Below are 19,234 nucleotides of genomic sequence, written 5' to 3'. Positions count from 1 at the left end.
CTCGCAATGATCCTGCTCCAACTCCAGGCCCCGCGATGAGCCAGACGCTACCCTCCGCCGCTGTCCTCGGCGCGCGCGCCTTCGCCGCGCTCGAAGGCCTCAACCGCTTCACCGACGAACCCGGGAAGCTGACGCGCCTCTATCTCTCGCCTGCCCACCGGCAGGCGGCTGAATGGACCAAGGGCGCGATGGAAGTGGCGGGTCTGAGCGCCTTCATCGATGCGGCCGGCTCCGTCCAGGGCCGCCGCGACGGCACGCAGCCCGGCGCGCCCGCGGTCATGATCGGTTCGCATATCGACACCGTCCGGGATGGCGGACGCTTCGACGGCAATCTCGGCGTCGTCGCCGGTATCCTGGTTGCGCAGGCGATCCGCGACGCCGGCATCGTGCTGCCGTTCCCGCTGGAGGTCATCGCCTTCGGCGACGAGGAGACCGTGCGCTTCCCGACCTCGCTCTCGACCTCGAATGCGCTGGCGGGCGCCTATGAGCCGATCTGGCTCGATGGTCGCGACGCCGAGGGCGTCGTCCTGCGCGACGCCCTGATCGGCTTCGGCGGCGATCCCGCCGGCATCGAGGCCCTCGCCCGCAAGCCGGGCTCGATCCAGGCCTATCTCGAGGTCCATATCGAGCAGGGCCCGGTGCTCGAGGCGGCAGGCGAGCCGGTCGGCATCGTCACCGCGATCAATGCACAAAAGCGCGCCCGCGTTCGCGTCACCGGCGAGGCCGGCCACGCCGGCACCGTGCCGATGAGCTTACGCCGGGACGCCCTGGCGGCTGCTGCGGAGATGGCGCTGGCGCTGGAGGAGATTGCCGCCGGCCATGAGCAGGCGGTCGGTACGGTCGGTGTCTTCAGACCAGATCCCGGCGCTGCCAATGTCGTGCCGGGCGTCGTGGATTTCACCATCGATTTCCGGTCGCCGCGCGACGACACCCTGGCCAGCATGGATCGCGCCATCGCCACGCGCTTTGCCGCCATTGCTGAAAGGCGCGGCGTGACCCTGTCGATCACGCCTTACTCGGTCGAGACGGCCACGCCGATGGCTGATGCGCTGCAGGAGGCCTTCGCGCAGGGCATCGCCCGCACAGGCACCAATCTCGGGGCGCGCCGGCTGCCCTCTGGCGCGGGCCATGACGCGATGGCGATGGCGCGGCTCTTCCCATCCGCGATGCTGTTCGTCCGCAACGAGAAGGGCATCAGCCATTCGCCGCTGGAGGCCATGACCGAGGCCGATGCCGGGGTCGCGGTTCGTGTCCTGCTCGAGACCGTGCTGGAGCTGGCGCGTCGCCAGGCCGCCTGAGGACGCCCGCGCCGATCCTGCCGTCTCGCCTTGCTCAGGCCGCGTTCTGCTGCAGGCAGGTGTTGATCTTGCCGAGCAGGCGCGGCAGGTCGATCGGCTTCGTATCGAAATCGGCACAGCCGACCTCGACGCTCTTGGCCTTGTCGCTGGAGAGGGCGTGCGCGGTCAGGGCGATGACCGGGATCCTGGCGGTGCGCGGCGCCGCCTTGATCAACGAGGTCGCCTCCCAGCCGTCCATGGCGCCGAGCGCGACGTCCATCAGGATCAGGTCGGGCTGCTCGTTAGCGGCCATGGCGACGCCGGTGGGGCCGTCATGCGCGCAACAGACGGTGAAGCCCTGCCGCTGAAGGCGACGGGTCAGCATGTCGCGATTCATCTCATTGTCTTCGACGAGCAGGATCTTAGGCATGTGTGGCGACCGTCTTTGCAGATGCAGTGGATTTGCGATGGGTGATGGCGGCCAGCCTCTGGCCGAAACGGTCGAGCGGCGCAAGTGTCGGGAGCGCGGCGCGGTCGCTGTCCGGAGGTCCTGCGGTGTCAGGATGCGCCGGGACGATAATGGTGAAGACGCTGCCCTGGCCCTCGCGGCTTTCGACGATGATGTCGCCGCGCATCAGCCGGCAGAGTTTGCGCCCGAGCGCCAGGCCAAGTCCAGTTCCGCCGTATTTGCTGGAGCTGGAATCGTCGCCCACGGTGAACTGCTCGAAGAGATGGCCGATCTGATCCCTGGCGATACCGATCCCGGTGTCTTCGACGCGGATCGAGGCGCATCGCGCTCCCTCGGGGCCGACCTTGCTGGCGCGCACCGTGATCGATCCCGCCTTGGTGAACTTCACGGCGTTGTCGAGCAGCTGGAGCAGCACCTGCTTCAGCTTGGCGCCGTCGCAGACGATGGCGCCCAGGCCGGGCTCGAGCTGGACCGTGATCGTGTTTCCGGCCTTGTCGGCCGCGGCCCTGAAATGCTCGGCCGCGCTCTCGATCAGCGGGGCGAGCACGATCTCGTCGTTGTCGAGTTCCATCTTGCCGGCTTCGAGCTTCGAGAGGTCGAGCACCTCGTTGACCAGGTGCAGCAGGTGATGACCGGCGCTGTGGATGCGTTCGAGGTCGGCTGCCGTTTCGGCGTCGTTCTCGTCGGTGGCGTCCTCGAGCAGCAGCTGGCTGTAGCCGATAACGGCGTTGAGCGGCGTGCGCAGCTCATGGCTCATCTTGGCCAGGAAGTCGGCCTTGGCCGCGCCGGCACGCTCGGCCGCCTCGGTCGCTCGCCGCAGTTCGGCGGCGGTCTCGAGATGGCCGCGCATTTCGGCCTCGAGCTCGCTCTGTGAGGCCAGGACCCGGGCGTAGAACAGCGCCATCATGGTGACATAGAGCGAGGCCGCCACGGTCGAGACCAGGCCGAGCCCCTGCAGCGAGGCGAAGTCCATCTCCGGCGCGCGGGCGTAGCCCGCCATGGTGAAGCCCCAGAACGCCATGAAGTTGAGCGCGAACATGCCGAGCACGAGCAGGCGCAGCTTGTGGGAGGAGCCTAGATAGAAGAAGGCCAGCAGCGGGATGGTCAGGACCCAGGGCAGGGTCGGCGAGGTGACGCCGCCATAGAAGAAGCAGCTCCACAGGATGCAGAACATCAGGTTCTGGATTGAGATCAGGGCCAGCACGTTATAGTGCCCGACTGCGCGCAGCACGAACGGGAAGATCCAGAAGCCTGTGATCGAGGCCGCCAGGACCGCGACCGCATAGCCGGGGTTGGGGTCGAGGACGAACAAGGCGAGCGGCACGGTGTTGCCGAGGAACGGCCCGAACAGATGGCTGATCAGGAACATCCGCGCCTGCTTGCGCGTCTCGCGGTCAGCGGCGATATCAGCCGGGATGAACCAGTCGACGAGTTCGTTCAGGGCGGCCTGGGAGGTCGGAAAGGAAATCGCCATGTCGACCTGTCGGGCTGGGCCTGCCGCCATTGCGGCGGCCATCGGGTCCGTCGCGCCGCTTCGGTAGCACTACGACGCAGGCGCTACTATCCGGCGGCACTCTTAAGGCTGCGTAAATCCGCGCCATAGGAAAGCCATGCCGATCCAGGCCAGGCTTCCTCCAATGGTTTGATGGTTCGGGAGCAAGCATAGGCACAAGGGCCTAAAGCCCCTGACCTAACGCAGCGGAGACCGAATTTTAACCAACTCGCCGCTATCACCTTGATTGAAAAAAATTATGCCAGAAGGCTGCGATGTCAGAGACAGGTAAATGAACAGGTTGATCTCTTTCATCGACGGTTTCATTCCGGATGCTGCGAAGTTTGAACGTTCAGAGCTCAGTCTCGCGCGCAACTTCGTCTTCACGCATCTATTCGGTCCCCTGCTGTCGCAGGCGATCGCGCTGTTCCTATACATGACGGATCCGAACCCGGGCCTCGCCTGCTGGATCGTGATTGTCTGCACCTGGCTGTTCTGGGTCCTGCCGTTCGTACTCAAGTACACGCGCAATCTGCAGCTTTCTGCATTGCTGTCGGTAGAGCTGCTCGCTTTCACCGCGCTTTTCGGCTCGTTTCACTATGGCGGCGTCTCGTCGCCCTTCCTACCCTGGCTGATCGTCAGCCTGCTGCTCGGCTTCTTCTATCTCTCCGAGAAGCCGCTGCTGGTGATCGGTCTGCTGGCGCTCAACATCGGCAGCTTCTACATCGCCTATTATATCTATGGCTTCCCGCAGCTTGTGCCGCTGTCCCAGCTTGCGCCGGTCGGCTGGATCTCGATCCTCTCGGCGACGATCTACATGTCCTGGATGGCGATCTACTACGCCAACATCATGTCGATGCGCTCCGATATCGAGCGCGAGACCGAGCGCCACCGCGCCACCGCGATCCGGTTGCGCCAGGCCAAGGAACTCGCAGACGCCGCCAACCGCTCCAAGTCGATCTTCCTGGCCAAGATGAGCCATGAGCTGCGCACCCCGCTCAATGCGGTGATCGGCTACAGCGAGATGCTGCTGGAAACCTTCGAGCCCGACGAGAAGAACGAGCACAAGCGCCTCGACCTCACGCGGATCAACGCCGCAGGCAAGCACCTGCTCGCCCTGGTCGCCGACGTCCTCGACCTCTCGAAGATCGAATCGAACAGCATCGAACTCAAGATCGAAAGCTTCGATCTCGCCGAGTTCGTCCGCGATGTCGTGACGACGACGCAGCGCCTGGCGGCCGAGAAGGGCAACTCCCTGACGTTGAATTGCGTCGGCCAGCTCGGCATGGTCTCGACCGACGCCACCAAGCTCCGGCAGATCGTGCTCAACCTCATCAGCAATGCCTCCAAGTTCACGGAGAGCGGCGCTATCGGGCTCACCGTCCGCCGCGACCGGAAGCTGGCCGGCGACTGGATCGAGATCCAGGTCCGCGATACCGGCATCGGCATCACGCCCGACCAGATGCAGCGCCTGTTCCAGAATTTCGGCCAGGCTTCCGCCGCGACCTCGGGCAAATACGGAGGCACCGGGCTCGGGCTCGCGATCAGCCAGAAGTTCTGCGCGCTGATGGGCGGCGCGATCAGCGTCACCAGCGAGCCGGGTCGCGGCTCCTGCTTCACGGTCCGCGCGCTTGCCGACCTGTCACCCGACGAGGAGGTGGCGACCGATGCCGCCCTGGCCTCCGATCATCCCGCTCTGGCTGTCTGAGGCTCGAACGATGACTGCTATGGACGGATTGCGGGCGGCTGATACCGGGGAGGCCCAGGAGGGCGCCCTTGTGGCTGCGCTTCCACGACTTCTGATCGTCGACGACGTCGAGGACAATCGGAACATCCTGGCGCGGCGCTTCCAGCGGCGAGGCTTCGACATCGTCGAGGCGTCCAGCGGCAAGGACGCGCTGGCCCTGATCGCGGCGCGCAGCTTCGACACCGTGATGCTCGATGTGATGATGCCGGAGATGGACGGCATCGAGGTGCTGCGACGCATCCGCGCCGAGCATTCGGCCAGTGCGCTGCCGGTGATCATGGTCACGGCCAGGAGCCAGAGCGAAGACGTGGTCGCGGCCCTGTCGCTCGGCGCCAATGACTATGTCACCAAGCCGGTCGACTTCAGCGTCGCACTGGCCCGCGTCAACAGCCAGATCGAGCGCAAGCGCGCCGAGGAACAGGCGCAGGTCAGCGCCGAGCGGCTTCGTCTCATGAATGCCGAGCTCGAGCAGCGCGTCACGGAGCGCACCGCCAACCTGCTTGCGGCCAATCTCCGGCTCGAGAACGAGATCGCGCAGCGCCAAAAATCAGAGGCGCGCAACCAGTATCTCGCCCGGCACGATATCCTCACCGGCCTCGGTAACCGTCTTCTGTTCAACGAGACCCTGTCCAGGGCTTTCGCGGACGCCCCCCTCGAGGCGCGCAAGGTTTGCGTCCTGTTCATCGATCTCGACGGCTTCAAGGGCGTCAATGACGGTCTCGGCCACGCCATCGGCGACGGGCTTCTGCGCCTCGTGGCGAGCCGTCTGCGCGACGCGGTCGGCGATGGCGAACGCCTCGCCCGGCTGGGCGGGGACGAGTTCGCGCTGATGACCTGGTGCGACGGAACGGTCGAAGAGCCCGCCGCGATCGCCGCGCGGTTGATCGACGCCCTCGCGGTGCCCGTCGACATCGGCGGACATACCGTCCATATCGGCGCCAGCATCGGCATCGCCATCGAGGATGCCCAGTTCCGCACGCCCGAAGATCTGATCAAGGCGGCCGACATGGCGATGTACCGGTCCAAGACGGATGGTCGCGGCGTCTGGCGCCTGTTCGACCCCGCCATGGACGCCTGCGCGCAGGCGCGGCGCATGCTCGAGATCGATCTGCGCAACGCCCTGAACGAGGGCGAGCTGACGATGTTCTATCAGCCGCTGCTCGATCTCAAGACCAAGAGCATCACGGGCTTCGAGGCCCTGATGCGCTGGCGCCATCCCGAGCGTGGCTATGTCTCGCCGGCAGACTTCATCCCGGTCGCCGAGGATCTCGGCCTGATCGTTCCCCTCGGCGAATGGGCCCTGCGCGAGGCTTGCATGGAGGCGGTGAAATGGCCGGCTCCCATCCGCATCGCGGTCAATCTGTCTCCGATCCAGTTCCTTCGCGGGCAGATCGTCGCCTCGGTCGTGAGCGCGCTCGCCTCGTCGGGGCTTCCCGCCCAGCGCCTCGAGCTCGAGATCACCGAATCCGTCATGCTGGAGAAGAGCTCGACCAATATCGAGACGCTCCAGCAGCTGCGCGAGCTCGGCGTGCGCATTGCCATGGATGATTTCGGCACGGGCTATTCGAGCCTGAGCTATCTCCGCAGCTTCCCGTTCGACAAGATCAAGATCGACCAGTCCTTCATCCGCGATATCGGAGACGATGTCGAAAGCCAGGCCATCGTCAGTGCGATAACAGCCCTGGGGACCAGCTTCGGCGTCACCATCACGGCCGAAGGCGTCGAGACCCAGTAACAGTTCGATCAGCTCAGCGCCAATGGCTGCATCGAAGTCCAGGGCAAGCTCTTCAGCATGCCCGTGCCCGCCTCCGCCGTCGCGCAACTCCTTCTGGATTTCCCGGCGCTGCCCAGAACCGACTAGCGCGAACGCTGCGCGCCCCGCGCGGAGGGGCTTAAATATTCTTTAAGGTTAACAAGCCATGGTCCTCTGATCGGGATCAGCCGCGGTCCCTTGCTTTGGATATGACACGATGCGCCTCCGCTCGGTTGCTCTTGGTCTACTGTATGGCGTTGCCGGGATCGCTGGTGCTAATGCCGCCGACATCACCCTCCCCAAGAGCTACGCTTCGCCGCCGGAACTGGATTTCAAGCGCTTCTACATCCATGCGGGTCCCGCAGGGCTGTTCTACTCCGAAGGCGCCAAGATGCATGCCGCCGGAACGGTCATTCCGGGGGCCGATGTCCGTATCCCGAACTCGCTGACCTTCGCCATCGAGGCCGGCTACTTCCTGACACCGAACTTCGCGATCGGCTTCGCCGGCGGCTACCCGCCTCTGGTCAAGGTCGAGGCCAAGGGCTCGATCAACGGACTCGGGACGCTCGGCAAGGTGGCGGGCGGCCCGACTGCGCTGACCGCCCAGTACCATTTCACCGGCATGGGCAACTTCCAGCCCTATGTCGGTATCGGTCCGAGCCTGATGATCATCTTCAAGGACCAGGACGGCGCGGTCACGGAACTGAAGACCGACCATGCGCTCGGCATCGCCGGCCAGATCGGCTTCAACTACATGATCAACGACAACTGGGGCGTCTTCGTCGACCTGAAGAAGGTCTATCTGCGCGCCCGCACGGCCGGCAATATGGGCCCGGCGCCGATCAAGGCGACCGTGACGCTCGATCCGCTGGTGCTCCACACCGGCGTCACCTACCGCTTCTGAGCAACTGCCGGGGCCGCCTCATGGCGTCGGCATGGCCGCGCGCCAGCGCGAGGCGCGACACCGCGTAGCATTCCCCTGAACGGCGCGCTTGCGTAGGACAACCGGCGACCGCAGGAGGTTGCCGATGGACTACGAAGGCTTTTTCCGCAAGGAACTCGACGGATTGCACGCCGAAGGGCGCTATCGCGTCTTTGCTGACCTTGAGCGACAGGCCGGCCGTTTCCCGCGCGCGACCTGGCATGGCGCGGGTGACCCGCGCGAGGTCACCGTCTGGTGCTCCAACGACTATCTCGGCATGGGCCAGCACCCGAGCGTGCTCGGCGCGATGCATGAGGCCCTCGACCGCTGCGGCGCAGGCGCCGGCGGCACCCGCAACATCGCCGGCACCAACCACTACCATGTCCTGCTCGAGCGCGAACTCGCCGATCTCCACGGCAAGGAGGCGGCGCTGCTGTTCAACTCCGGCTATATGTCGAACTGGGCCTCGCTCTCGACGCTGGCCTCGCGACTGCCCGGCTGCGTCATCCTGACCGACGCGCTCAACCACGCCTCGATGATCGAAGGCATCCGCCATTCGCGCGCCGAGCGCATCATCTTCAACCACAATGATGCCGAGGATCTGCGCCGCAAGCTGGCCGGCGTCGACCCGGCACGACCGAAGCTGATCGCCTTCGAGTCAGTCTATTCGATGGACGGCAACATCGCCCCGATCGCCGAGTTCTGCGACATCGCCGACGAGTTCGGCGCCATGACCTATCTCGACGAGGTCCATGCGGTGGGCCTTTATGGCCAGCGCGGCGGCGGCGTCAGCGAGCGTGATGGCGTCGCGGACCGGCTCACGGTGATCGAGGGCACGCTCGCCAAGGGCTTTGGCATCATGGGCGGCTACATCGCGGCGTCGGCCGCGACCTGCGACTTCATCCGCAGCTTCGCCTCGGGCTTCATCTTCTCGACCTCCCTGCCGCCGGCGCTGGCCGCGGGCGCGCTTGCGGCCGTCCGCCATCTCAAGGTCAGCCAGAGCGAACGGGCAGGGCAGCAGGAGCGCGTCGCGACGTTGCGGGCGCGGCTCGACGCCATAGGCATCCCGCATCTGCGCAATCCCAGCCACATCGTCCCGGTGATGGTCGGCGACGCAGCCCTCTGCAAGCGCATCAGCGACGAACTGCTCGAGCGATTCTCGATCTATGTCCAGCCGATCAACTACCCGACCGTGCCGCGCGGCACGGAGCGGCTGCGCATCACCCCGTCGCCCATGCATAGCGATGCCGACATCGAGCATCTGGTCGGCGCGCTGAGCGCGATCTGGGGCCAGATCGGGCTCAAGCGCGCAGCGTAGGTTCAGCAGGCGCCGCGGCGTTGCCGTCGCCGCGCCTGTGCAGCCTCAGGCGGCGAGTGCCTGCCTGAGATCGGCGATCAGGTCGTCGGGATGCTCCAGGCCGATCGAGAGGCGGATCATGCCGTCGCTGACGCCCATGCTGGCGCGCACTTCCGGCGTGAAGCGCTGATGCGTGGTCGTCGCGGGGTGGACGATCAGGCTCTTGGCGTCGCCGAGATTGTTGGAGATCCGGATCAGCTTCAGCGCGTCGAGCACGCGATAGGCCTCGTCCTTGCCGCCCGCGACCTCGAAGGCGATCAGGGTCGAGGGGCCGCTCATCTGCTTGGCGATGATATCGGCCTGCGGATGGTCCTTGCGGCCGGGATAAACCACCTTGCTCAGGCCGGGCTGTTCGGCGAGCCAGTCGGCGACGAGCCCGGCGCTGTGCGTCTGGCGCTGGACGCGGATCGGCAGCGTCTCGAGCGCCTTCAGCATGACCCAGGCGTTGAACGGCGACATGCTCGGGCCGGTCTGGCGCAGATAGGTCTGGATATCGGCTTCCAGAAATTCCTTCGAGCCCAGGATCAGCCCGCCGAGGCAGCGGCCCTGGCCGTCGATATGCTTGGTGGCGGAGTAGATCACGCAGTCCGCGCCAAGTTCGAGGGGGCGCTGGAAGAGCGGCGAGGCGAAGACGTTGTCGACGACGAGCCGCGCGCCGGCAGCCTTGGCGACCTCTGCGACGGCTGCGATGTCGATGACCTCGAGCGTCGGGTTGGACGGGCTCTCCAGGAAGAACAGTTTTGTGTTGGGCTGCACGGCCTGGCGCCAGGCCTCGATGTCGGTGCCGTCGACCAGCGTCGCCTCGATGCCGTAGCGCGGCAGATGGGTCTCGACGACATAGCGACAGGAGCCGAACAGGGCCCGCGAGGCGACGATGTGGTCGCCGGCGGCAAGCGGAGCCATCAGCGCGGCCGTGACGGCGGCCATGCCGGTCGCGGTGGCCAGGCACATCTCGGCGCCCTCGAAGGACGCCATGCGCTCCTCCAGCATCGCCGTGGTCGGGTTTGAGAGGCGGCCGTACTGAAAGCCCGGATCCGTGTTCAGAAAGCGGCCTTCGGCCTGCGCGGCGCTGTCGTAGACATGGCCCTGCGTGAGGAACAGCGCCTCGGAGGTCTCGCCGAACTGCGACCGCATCGTGCCGTCATGGACGAGCCGCGTTTCCCGATGCAGTTGAGGGGCGCCGCTCTCAGAGGCTGACATTATAACACTCCAATCCGTTCGATATAACGGATGAGGGGAATAACAGCTTCGCCTTCGTTCGTAAAGAAGAACGATTTTCCTCTCAGGGAAACACTCGCGTCAGCCGCCTGTCGCCGCTTTGCCGAGGGGGAGGAGGAAGCCGGTGAGGTCGCTGGTGACGTGATGGACATGCCCGGCCTCGATCGCGGCCTGCTCCCAGGCCTCGCGGAAGGGATCGGGCGTGCGCGGAATGATCAGCACCGTCTTCATGCCAAGGGCGCTCGGCACCAGCAGGTTCTTCTCGATGTCCTCGAACATCGCCGACCGGCCGGGATCGACGCCGTGCTTGGCCAGGAAGTTCTCGTAGGTGACGCGTTCCGGCTTGGGCACGAAGCCGGCATGCACGATGTCGAAGATGTCCTCGAAGTGATGCAGGATGCCGAGCTTGCCGGCCACGTTCTCCGCATGCGCGACCGAGCCGTTGGTCAGGATCAGCTTGCGGCCGGGCAGGGCCGCGATCGCGTCGCCGAGCGCCGGGTTGGGATCGAGCAGGCTGAGGTCGATCTTGTGGGCGAAGTCGAGGAAGACGTCGGGGTCGACGTCATGCTCTTCCATCAGCCCCTTCAGTGTCGTGCCGTAGCGCTGGTAGTAATATTTCTGCAGGGCGCGCGAGGACAGGCCGTCGAGCCCGAACAACTCCGTCAGGAAGAGCGTGATGCGCTCGTCGACCTGGGGCCAGACCTTGGCCTCGTGCGAGTACAGGGTGTTGTCGAGATCGAAGATCCAGTGGTCGACATGCGCGAAGGCTTCGGTCTGGAGCGGCGGGACGGCACTGGGGATGTGGCTATGTGTGTTCATGGGACCCAAGCATGTGGCGAGCCGAAGCTGACATGCAAGGCTTCTGCAAAGGCTTAAGGTCGCAGGGGCGGATCAGGGACGTCATTGCGAGCGTGGCGATGCAATCCGGGAACGCAGAACCCTGCGTTCCCGGATTGCATCGTCGCTGCGTTCATCGCAATGACGCACCGCCTTCAGCGGCGGATGATGGTGCCCAGGCCGGTATCGGTGAAGAGCTCGATCAGCGTCGCATGCGGCACCTTGCCGTCGAGGATCACGACCGCCTCGACGCCCTTTTCCAGCGCGTAGATGCAGGTCTCGATCTTGGGGATCATGCCGCCCGAGATCGTGCCGTCGGCGATCAGGCGGCGGCATTCCTCGACCGTAAGCTCGGGGATCAGCTCCTTGTCCTTGGTCAGGACGCCGGGAACGTCGGTGAGGAGCAGCAGGCGCTTGGCGTTGAGCGCGCCGGCGATGGCCCCGGCGAAGGTGTCGGCATTGACGTTGTAGGTCTGGCCGTCGGCCGCCGCGCAGACCGGCGCCAGCACCGGGATCAGCTCCGCCTTGAGCACGGCGTCGAGCACGGTGGTGTCGACGGCTGCGGGCTCGCCGACGAAGCCGAGGTCGAGCACCTGCTCGATGCGGGAATCGGGGTCGACGATCGTGCGCGTCACCTTGCGCGCGGTCACCATGTTGCCGTCCTTGCCGCACAGGCCGATAGCCTTGCCGCCCTCGCGCGAGATGTAGCCGACGATCTCCTTGTTGACCGAGCCGGCGAGCACCATCTCGACGACCTCGACGGTCGCGGCATCGGTGACGCGCAGGCCCTGCTTGAACTCGGACTGGATGCCGAGCTTCTTCAGCATAGCCGCGATCTGCGGGCCGCCGCCATGGCAGACGACGGGCTTCAGGCCAGACTGCTCGAGCAGCACCACGTCCTCGGCGAAGTCCTCGGCGGTCGCGGCATCGCCCATGGCGTTGCCGCCATATTTGATCACGATCACTTCCTGATCGTAGCGCTGCATATGCGGCAGGGCCTGCACCAGAAGGTCGGCGGCCTGCGACGGCGTCATATGGGCAGGAGTGATCATGCGGCGGGCTCCACGAGGCGCGAAGGTGAACCGCGCCGGTGCGCCTTCTAGATGAGTTTGGCCGGCTGCGAAAGCATTCCGGCGCGGCTCACCTGCGCGGTGCGAACAGGGCCGAGAGCGCCAGCAGCAGCCAGCCGCCGAGCATGCAGAAGCCGCCAATCGGCGCTGCGCGCGGGAACAGCGCCTCGTTTGCGAAGCCGCGACGGCTGAGGTCGGCGGCAAACAGCGCGACGCCGAGGATCATGATCGACAAGGCGAGCCGCGCCAGCCAGTCGAGCAGATGCCCCGATTTGCGGGCGACCGTCGCGCCGAACAGTAGCGGCGCATGGAACAGCAGCATCTGCCCCGCCGTCTGGATGTTGCTGGTACCGGTGACATGGGCCGCGGCCGCGAGCAGCGCGACGCCGGCGAGCCCCATCAGGGCGGCCAGCGAAAGATGGATACGCGCGGCGGTCAGCATGGTCGGCTCCGGCTTCTCGATTGCAGGCGTCTCGATAGTAGGCGTCTCAATGGCACGGCTGCGCTCCGCGCGGCAGAGACATGCCGTCGCAGCGTTCAGCGCCGTCGCGGTGTCGCAAGCCAGACGATCCCGCCGGCGATGATCGCAAGCCCGACCCAGGCCGTCAGCGGGATGCCCAGCAGCAGCGGGCCGAAATCGAGCATGCGCGGCGCCAGGCCCAGCGCGAAGGCGGCCGTCACCACGGCCACGGCCAGCCGCGTCGCCGCCCACCGTATGTCCTCGCCGATCCGGTCCAGCCCCTTCAATTCGACATGGGCGGCGATGCGCCCCTGTTTCAGCCGCAGTGCGAGGAGGCGCAGCAAGCCAGGGGCCTGCGCCGAGAGGCCAGCGAGATCGAGCGCCAGCGCCTGGCCCTTCTGCAGCAGTTGCTCGGGGCTGTAGCGCGCCCGCATCTGCGCCTTCACGATCGGCTCCGCCACGGCGATGGCGTCGAATCCGGGGTCGAGCGTCTTCATCACGCCGTCGACCGAAAGCAGCGCCTTGAACAGCAGCGCGAGGTCGGAGGGCAGGGCAAGGTCATTTTCGCGCGCCAGCGCCATGAAGTCGGTGATGGCCGCGCCCAGCCGGAGCGGCGGACGGCCGTGGCGCCCGACGAAGACGTCGCAGGCCGCATCGAGCCGCGCGAGATCGACAGGCTGGGCGCCCGACCACTCGACCAGCAGCGCGCTGACCGCCTCGCTCTTACCGGTGACGATGGCGCCGAGCAGGTCGATCATCTGGTCGCGCCGCCGCGCGCCGAGCCGGCCAACCATGCCGAAATCGATGAAGGCGACCGCGTTGCCGGGCATGGCGCGCAGGTTTCCGGGATGCGGATCGGCATGGAACACGCCGTCGACCAGCGCCATCTGGAGGAAGGCCTCTGCGCCGCGACGGGCGAGAACCTTGCCGTCGAGCCCCGCTGCGGCCAGTGCCTGCCGGTCGGTCGGCACGATGCCGTCGATGAACTCCTGCACCAGCACATGCTCGCTGGTCCACTGTGCATGGATGCGCGGAATGCGGATGTGCGGGACGGTCGCGAGGTTGCCGGCGATCTCCTCGCAATTGCGCCCCTCGGTCGCGAGATCCAGTTCCTCACCCATCGCGACGCCGAGATGGTGGAGGATTTCGCGGGGCCGGTAGCGGGCCAGATCCGCGCGCTGCTTTTCGAGCAGCCCCGCGGCATGGGAAAGCAGGCGCAGGTCGGCCTCGATCATCGGGCGCAGCCCCGGCCGGCGCAGCTTGACCACGACCGCCTCCCCGCTGGTCAGCGTCGCGCGATGTACCTGCGCGATCGAGCCGGCCGCCAGCGCCTGTGTATCGAACGCGGCGAAGACGGCGTCGGGCGGGCCGCCGAGTTCGGTCTCGACCTGCGCGCGGATATGATCGAACGGCGTCGGCGCGACATGGCTCTGGAGCTTCTCCAGCTCCTCGAGCCATTCCGGCGGCAGCAGATCGGCGCGGGTCGAGAGGATCTGGCCGAGCTTGACGAAGGTCGGGCCCAGCGCCTCGATGGCGTGGCGCAGGCGCTCCGGCAGCGACTGCGCCTCCGTGGCGTCCTCGCCAGAAAAACTGCTGCGGCCCGGCAGCAGGCCGGGCAGTCCCAGCCGGGTGAACAGCGGATCGAGACCGTGGCGGGCCGCCACGGCTGCGATTTCGGCCAGGCGCTTGCGATCTCGCGCCGCGGCCCATGTGGTGTCGAGCATGCTCATGTCGGGTTCCGGTGCCTCGGCCGAGAGAAACCCCGGCCGCCCCGCAAGGTTGCCCGCGTGCCGGCTTCTATCGCGCGTCGAACCACTTCTTCCACTCTGGAACCGCCTTGGCGAAGGTGCCGCGATGGCTGGTGTCGCCGGTCGAGACCGCCTCGACCTGATCGTTGCCGATGGCCTTCTGGTAGGTAGCGCCCAGCTGCCCGATTTCGGTGCGTATCGCCTCGTCGGTTTCGCCGTAATAGGTGCGCATCGGCGAGCGGAAGACCCAGCGATAGGCCTGCGTCGCCGCCACGAGACGGCCATAAGCGGATTCGGCGAAGAACTCCGGATTGAAATATTCGGCCCGGATCAGCTTGCGCAGGTCGGTGGGAACGTCGGCGGCGGCGAAGGGCTGCCGCTCATACGCCTTGCGCGCGACCGCATAATACTCGTCGTTCAGGACGGACCGCGCCAGCCCGGGAACGCCGTAATAGCTCTCGAAGGAGAAGGAGGAGAGGATGAACAGCGAGTTCACCCACGGCGCGTCGATCGTGCGCGGAAAGTTGAGAAAGCCGTTCAAGGCGGCAAAGATATCGACCGGGGCGCTGGCCGTTGCGGCAGCCCTGACGACGACACCGGCCTTTTCCAGCTTCTGGAGAAACGCCATCGTCACGAAGCCGCCCTGCGACCAGCCGGCGATGAACAGCTTGGTGGCGGAAAGCTTCATGTCGGCGAGCACGGCGCGGCTGGCTATCAGCAGATCATAGGTCGCCTGCTGGTGGCTGGCAGTGACCATGTAGCCTTCGGGCTCGTTGGAGGTTCCGAGGCCGAAATAGTCGGCGCCGATGACGACATAGCCCTGCCCCGCGAACTGGGCGAGCATGAGCTGCGTCTCGGGCGACTGCGCGGCAAAGGACGGAACTTCCTCTTTCCCGTAGACCGTTCCGTGCTGGTAGGAGACCATCGGGAAGGCGGTCTCGGCCGTGTCGGGGATCGCGATCAATCCGCTCGCCACTGTGGGCTGGTTGCCGCGCTCGGGCACGACGGAGGCATAGGTGACCCGGTAGAGCTTCACGCCATTGCGGGCCGGGCTGTAGGTCACCGGCAGGCCGGAGAATTTCGGCGTGTCGACCGTGAGGATCTGGTTGAGCCTGGCGGTGTCCCAACGCTCCAGGAACTCGTACTGGATGCCGGGTCCGACACGAACCGCGCCGCTCTGCTGGGCCAGCGCCGGATAGCCGGCCAAGAGGCTCGCGAGTGCAAGCATGCCCAGTGTGAGGAAACGTAGGAATGACGTCATGGAGCCCCCCGGCTTGCGGGGCGCGCGATAGCCGCGACGCCCGGCCTCGAAATCGACCGGGACGCTAGCGACGAGCCGTAAACATAAGGTGTTGAAGTCCCCGGGGCGGGAACGCGGTCAGCCGCGCTCGGCCAGCACGCGGCCGACGGCGGCGCGCAGCTCGGGTATGCCCAGCCCTGTCTCGCTCGAGGTCATCAGCACCTCCGGGAAGGCTGCCGGGCGGCGCTTGATCTCGTCATAGGTCGCCTCGCACATGAACTGCTGGTCGGCCTTCTTGAGCGCGTCGCCCTTGGTCAGCACGACCTGATAGGACATCGCCGCCTTGTCGAGCGTCTCCAGCACGGCGTTGTCGACATCCTTGAGCCCGTGGCGGGCATCGATCAGCAGATAGACCCGCATCAGGTTCGGCCGGCCGCGCAGGTAGTTGTGGATCAGGTTGGTCCAGGAGGCGACCTTGGCGCGCCCGACGGCCGCATAGCCATAGCCCGGCATGTCGACGATGCTCAGGCGCTCATCGCCGCCGACCTGCCTGAAAAAGTTGAGCTGCTGCGTGCGGCCGGGCGTGTGCGACGTCCGCGCCAGCGCGTTTCGGCGCGTGACGGCGTTGATCAGGCTCGACTTGCCGACATTGGAGCGGCCGGCAAAGGCGATCTCCTGGCCCACCATCGGCGGCAGGTCGTCGATATGGGTCGAGGCCCAGACGAAGTCCCACGGGCCTTCGAAGAGCTTGCGGGCGTCCTCGATCTCTTCCGTGGTGTAGGGCTTGGTGATTGCGTTGGTCATGGCTTCTGCTCGCCTCGAAAACAGAAGCCCTCATCCTGAGGAGCCGCGTAGCGGCGTCTCGAAGGATGCTTCAGAGGGTGCTGGAGCATCCTGCGAGACGCAGCCTGAAGGCTGCTCCTCAGGATGAGGGCTGAGGATCAATGGGGCCTTGTTACACGGCTGAGCGTAGCGCGTCGATGTCGGCGGCTCCGATCAGCGCGATATTGCGCGAGATCTTGTCCGCGTCCCAGTCCCACCAGCGGATAGAGAGCAGTTCGGCGACCACCTCGGGCGCGAACCGCGTCCGCACCACCCGCCCGGGATTGCCGACGACGACCGCATAGGGCGGCACGTCGCGCGCAACCTGCGCCCGCGTGCCGATGATCGCGCCGTCGCCCACCGTGACGCCAGGCATGATCACGGCCTCGCGGCCGATCCAGACATCGTTGCCGATCACGGTGTCGCCGCGATGGTTGGCGCCGGCCTGCTTCAGCGTCGCGGGATCGCCGAGGCCGAACATCGCGAAAGGGAAGGTCGAGAAGCCCGACATCGGGTGATTGGCGCCGTTCATGATGAACTGCGAGCCTTGAGCGATCGCGACGAATTTGCCGATGATCAGCCGGTCGCCGATGAAGTCGAAATGATAGCGCACGCAACGCGCGACGAAGTGTTCGGGGCCTCGGGAGTCGTCGTAATAGCTGTAGTCGCCGACCTCGATCAGCGGGTGGTCGACGATGGCCTTGAGGAAGGCCGTGCCCTTCCAGCCCGGGATTGGGTGGCGGGTCAGCGGATCGGGCAGGGTCGCTTCTGGCAAGGGCGTTTCCGGCAAGGGCATTCTGGACGAGCTCATTCTCGACGAGCGCATTCTGGACGAGGGCGTTCGGGCGAGGGCTCAAAGGCGAAGGGCGGGGAAATCCCCGCCCTTCATTGTCTCACTTCTTGTTGCTGTTGGCCGGCTTGGCTGGGGCTGCTACCGCCGTGGCGGCTGCCGTCTTCTTGCCGAACAGGCCCTTGAGATTGTCGAAGAGCTCGATCTTCGCGCCGTGCTTTTTCATGATGTAGCCCTGCTGCATCACCGAGAGCGTGTTGTTCCAGGCCCAGTAGATCACGAGGCCGGCCGGGAACGAGCCGAGCAGGAAGGTGAAGAACACCGGCATCCAGGTGAACATCATCTTCTGGACCGGATCCGGCGGCTCCGGGTTCATCTTCATCTGGATGAACATCGTGATGCCCATCAGGATCGGCCAGACGCCGAGATGCAGCATGGCGGGCGGCGTGAAGGGCAGCAGGCCGAACAGGTTGAACATGTTGGTCGGGTCCGGCGCGGCCAGGTCCTTGATCCAGCCGAAGAACGGCGCATGCCGCATCTCGATGGTGATGAACAGGATCTTGTAGAGCGCGAAGAACACCGGGATCTGCAGCAGCACCGGCCAGCAACCCGCGACCGGGTTGATCTTCTGGGTCTTGTACAGCTCCATCAGAGCCTGCTGCTGCTTCATCTTGTCGTCGGCATAACGCTCGCGGATCGCGACCATTTCCGGCTGCACGGCCTTCATCTTCGCCATCGAGGCGTAGGATTTGGAGGCGAGCGGGAAGAACAGCAGCTTCAGGAGCAGCGTGACGCCGAGGATGGCGATGCCGAAATTGCCGACATGCTTGTAGATCCAGTCCATCACGAAAAACATCGGCTTCGTGATGAAGTAGAACCAGCCCCAGTCGATCAGCAGCTCGAAGCGCTTGATGCCGAGGTTCTTCTCATAGCCGTCGATCGCCGCGACTTCCTTGGCGCCGGCGAACAGCCGGGAGTCCGAAGCCATGCTGGCACCCGGCGCGACCGTGACGGCCTCGCCGAGGAAATCGGCCTGATAGGTGCGCGCGCTGCCGGTCTGCACCGAGGAGTAGCGGCCCTCGTATTTGCGGGCCTGATCGGGGACGACGGCGGCAGCCCAGTACTTGTCGGTGATGCCCACGAAGCCGCCGACGGCGTCCTTCCAGACCTTGCCGTTGGTGCCGGCGGATAGCAGCGGCTCCTTGTCGACATGGTCATAGGTGAATTCCTGCAGGCCGTGCTCGCCGAGATTGCCGATCAGGCCTTCATGCAGGACGTAATAGCCCAGCGTCGCCGGCTTGCCGTGACGCACGACCTGGCCATAGGGGAACAGGGTGACGGGCGCGCCGCCCTTGTTCTCGACCTCGTCGCGGATCGAGAACATCGCGTTCTCGTCGATATTGACGATGCGCTTGAAGGTCAGGCCCTGGCCGTTGTCCCAGCTCAGGGTCAGAGGCGTGCTGGGCTTCAGCACCTGTGCGTCGGCGGTCCAGACGGTCGAGGCGTTGGGCAGGGGCGTCGAGGTGCCCGGTGCGCCGACCCAACCGAAATCGGAGTAATAGGCGTTCGGGCCGCCAAGCGGCGAGAGCAGGACGATGATGGGGCTGTTGGGGTCGACGGTCTCGCGATAGGCCTTCAGCGAGATGTCGTCGATGCGGGCGCCGGTCAGCGAGATCGAGCCTGCGATCTTGGGCGTGTCGATCTTGACGCGCGGGCTGCGGGCCAGCGCCTGCTCGCGGGTCTCGACGGCCGGCGTCGCGGGGACGGCGGCCGGCACGGCGGCGCCGGTCTGGCCGGGCACGGAGGGCGCCGGCACGGCTGTCGAGCCGGGCGGGACCGTCTGGGTCTGGGTCTGCTGGTTCTGCTGCGCGATCTGCTTCTGCTTCTCCATCTGCGGCACGCCGTAGAAGAACTGCCAGCCGAGCAGCACGACCACGGAGAGCGTGATCGCGAGAAGCAGATTGCGGTTGTCTTCTTTCATCATGATCGGAAACAGGTCTCGCTGACGCCCGTGGGCTTTATGATTCTGAAG

The 19,234-nt window shown here is 65.9% G+C and carries 16 protein-coding genes; 5 read left to right on the top strand and 11 right to left on the bottom strand.

Going from position 1 to position 19,234, the window contains the following annotated elements:
• Window positions 1–35 precede the first annotated feature (35 nt).
• On the top strand, window positions 36–1,298 hold the full coding sequence (locus tag AC1D2L_RS23500; RefSeq protein WP_476848325.1) for an allantoate amidohydrolase: 1,263 nt from the start codon (window positions 36–38) through the stop codon (window positions 1,296–1,298).
• A gap of 34 nt (window positions 1,299–1,332) precedes the next feature.
• Here AC1D2L_RS23500 and AC1D2L_RS23495 read toward each other — a convergent pair whose 3' ends face one another.
• Both AC1D2L_RS23495 and AC1D2L_RS23490 read right to left on the bottom strand, forming a co-directional pair.
• Window positions 1,333–1,707, bottom strand: coding sequence for a response regulator (locus tag AC1D2L_RS23495; RefSeq protein ID WP_476848324.1), 375 nt, complete (start codon window positions 1,705–1,707; stop codon window positions 1,333–1,335).
• Window positions 1,700–3,220 carry a sensor histidine kinase gene (locus AC1D2L_RS23490; protein ID WP_476848323.1) on the bottom strand — a complete coding sequence of 507 codons (1,521 nt, stop codon included), beginning with the start codon at window positions 3,218–3,220 and terminating at the stop codon, window positions 1,700–1,702. Before AC1D2L_RS23490 ends, AC1D2L_RS23495 begins: the two co-directional genes overlap by 8 nt.
• A gap of 310 nt (window positions 3,221–3,530) precedes the next feature.
• On the opposite strand from AC1D2L_RS23490, the gene AC1D2L_RS23485 reads away from it, so the two are divergent.
• The 4 genes from AC1D2L_RS23485 (at window position 3,531) to hemA (ending at window position 8,978) form a co-directional block, all read left to right on the top strand.
• Entirely contained in the window at window positions 3,531–4,946 is a 1,416-nt protein-coding gene (locus AC1D2L_RS23485) for a sensor histidine kinase (RefSeq protein WP_476848322.1), read from the top strand.
• A complete protein-coding gene (locus AC1D2L_RS23480) occupies window positions 4,906–6,720 on the top strand; it encodes a putative bifunctional diguanylate cyclase/phosphodiesterase (RefSeq protein WP_476848321.1) in 1,815 nt (604 codons plus the stop codon). Before AC1D2L_RS23485 ends, AC1D2L_RS23480 begins: the two co-directional genes overlap by 41 nt.
• Before the next feature lie 235 nt (window positions 6,721–6,955).
• Window positions 6,956–7,642, top strand: a complete 687-nt coding sequence (locus AC1D2L_RS23475) for an OmpW/AlkL family protein (protein WP_476848320.1) — start codon at window positions 6,956–6,958, stop codon at window positions 7,640–7,642.
• A gap of 124 nt (window positions 7,643–7,766) precedes the next feature.
• On the top strand, window positions 7,767–8,978 hold the full coding sequence (gene hemA, locus AC1D2L_RS23470; RefSeq protein WP_476848319.1) for a 5-aminolevulinate synthase: 1,212 nt from the start codon (window positions 7,767–7,769) through the stop codon (window positions 8,976–8,978).
• 45 nt (window positions 8,979–9,023) lie between these two features.
• Here hemA and AC1D2L_RS23465 read toward each other — a convergent pair whose 3' ends face one another.
• The 9 genes from AC1D2L_RS23465 to yidC form a co-directional block, all read right to left on the bottom strand.
• The gene (locus AC1D2L_RS23465) at window positions 9,024–10,217 is read right to left on the bottom strand and encodes an O-succinylhomoserine sulfhydrylase (RefSeq protein ID WP_476848318.1); all 1,194 of its coding nucleotides are present in this window, start codon (window positions 10,215–10,217) and stop codon (window positions 9,024–9,026) included.
• A gap of 99 nt (window positions 10,218–10,316) precedes the next feature.
• A complete protein-coding gene (locus tag AC1D2L_RS23460) occupies window positions 10,317–11,054 on the bottom strand; it encodes a pyrimidine 5'-nucleotidase (RefSeq protein ID WP_476848317.1) in 738 nt (245 codons plus the stop codon).
• A 173-nt stretch (window positions 11,055–11,227) separates the two neighbouring features.
• Complete coding sequence (argB, locus tag AC1D2L_RS23455) at window positions 11,228–12,124, bottom strand: acetylglutamate kinase (RefSeq protein ID WP_476848316.1); 897 nt, start codon at window positions 12,122–12,124, stop codon at window positions 11,228–11,230.
• Between the two features lie 88 nt (window positions 12,125–12,212).
• Window positions 12,213–12,584 (bottom strand): DUF423 domain-containing protein, encoded by a 372-nt coding sequence (locus AC1D2L_RS23450; RefSeq protein WP_476848315.1) that lies wholly within the window; start codon window positions 12,582–12,584, stop codon window positions 12,213–12,215.
• A gap of 95 nt (window positions 12,585–12,679) precedes the next feature.
• Entirely contained in the window at window positions 12,680–14,332 is a 1,653-nt protein-coding gene (locus AC1D2L_RS23445) for an ABC1 kinase family protein (RefSeq protein WP_476848314.1), read from the bottom strand.
• 67 nt (window positions 14,333–14,399) lie between these two features.
• Window positions 14,400–15,611 carry an alpha/beta hydrolase gene (locus AC1D2L_RS23440; protein ID WP_476848313.1) on the bottom strand — a complete coding sequence of 404 codons (1,212 nt, stop codon included), beginning with the start codon at window positions 15,609–15,611 and terminating at the stop codon, window positions 14,400–14,402.
• A 117-nt stretch (window positions 15,612–15,728) separates the two neighbouring features.
• A complete protein-coding gene (gene yihA / locus AC1D2L_RS23435) occupies window positions 15,729–16,394 on the bottom strand; it encodes a ribosome biogenesis GTP-binding protein YihA/YsxC (protein ID WP_476848312.1) in 666 nt (221 codons plus the stop codon).
• A 151-nt stretch (window positions 16,395–16,545) separates the two neighbouring features.
• Window positions 16,546–17,208, bottom strand: a complete 663-nt coding sequence (locus tag AC1D2L_RS23430; protein WP_476848311.1) for a CatB-related O-acetyltransferase — start codon at window positions 17,206–17,208, stop codon at window positions 16,546–16,548.
• A gap of 97 nt (window positions 17,209–17,305) precedes the next feature.
• Entirely contained in the window at window positions 17,306–19,183 is a 1,878-nt protein-coding gene (gene yidC / locus AC1D2L_RS23425) for a membrane protein insertase YidC (RefSeq protein WP_476848349.1), read from the bottom strand.
• Window positions 19,184–19,234 lie beyond the last annotated feature (51 nt).

The sequence above is a fragment of the Allobosea sp. P1_B10 genome (genome assembly GCF_056406735.1).
This window is presented reverse-complemented; position numbering and strand designations above follow the sequence as displayed.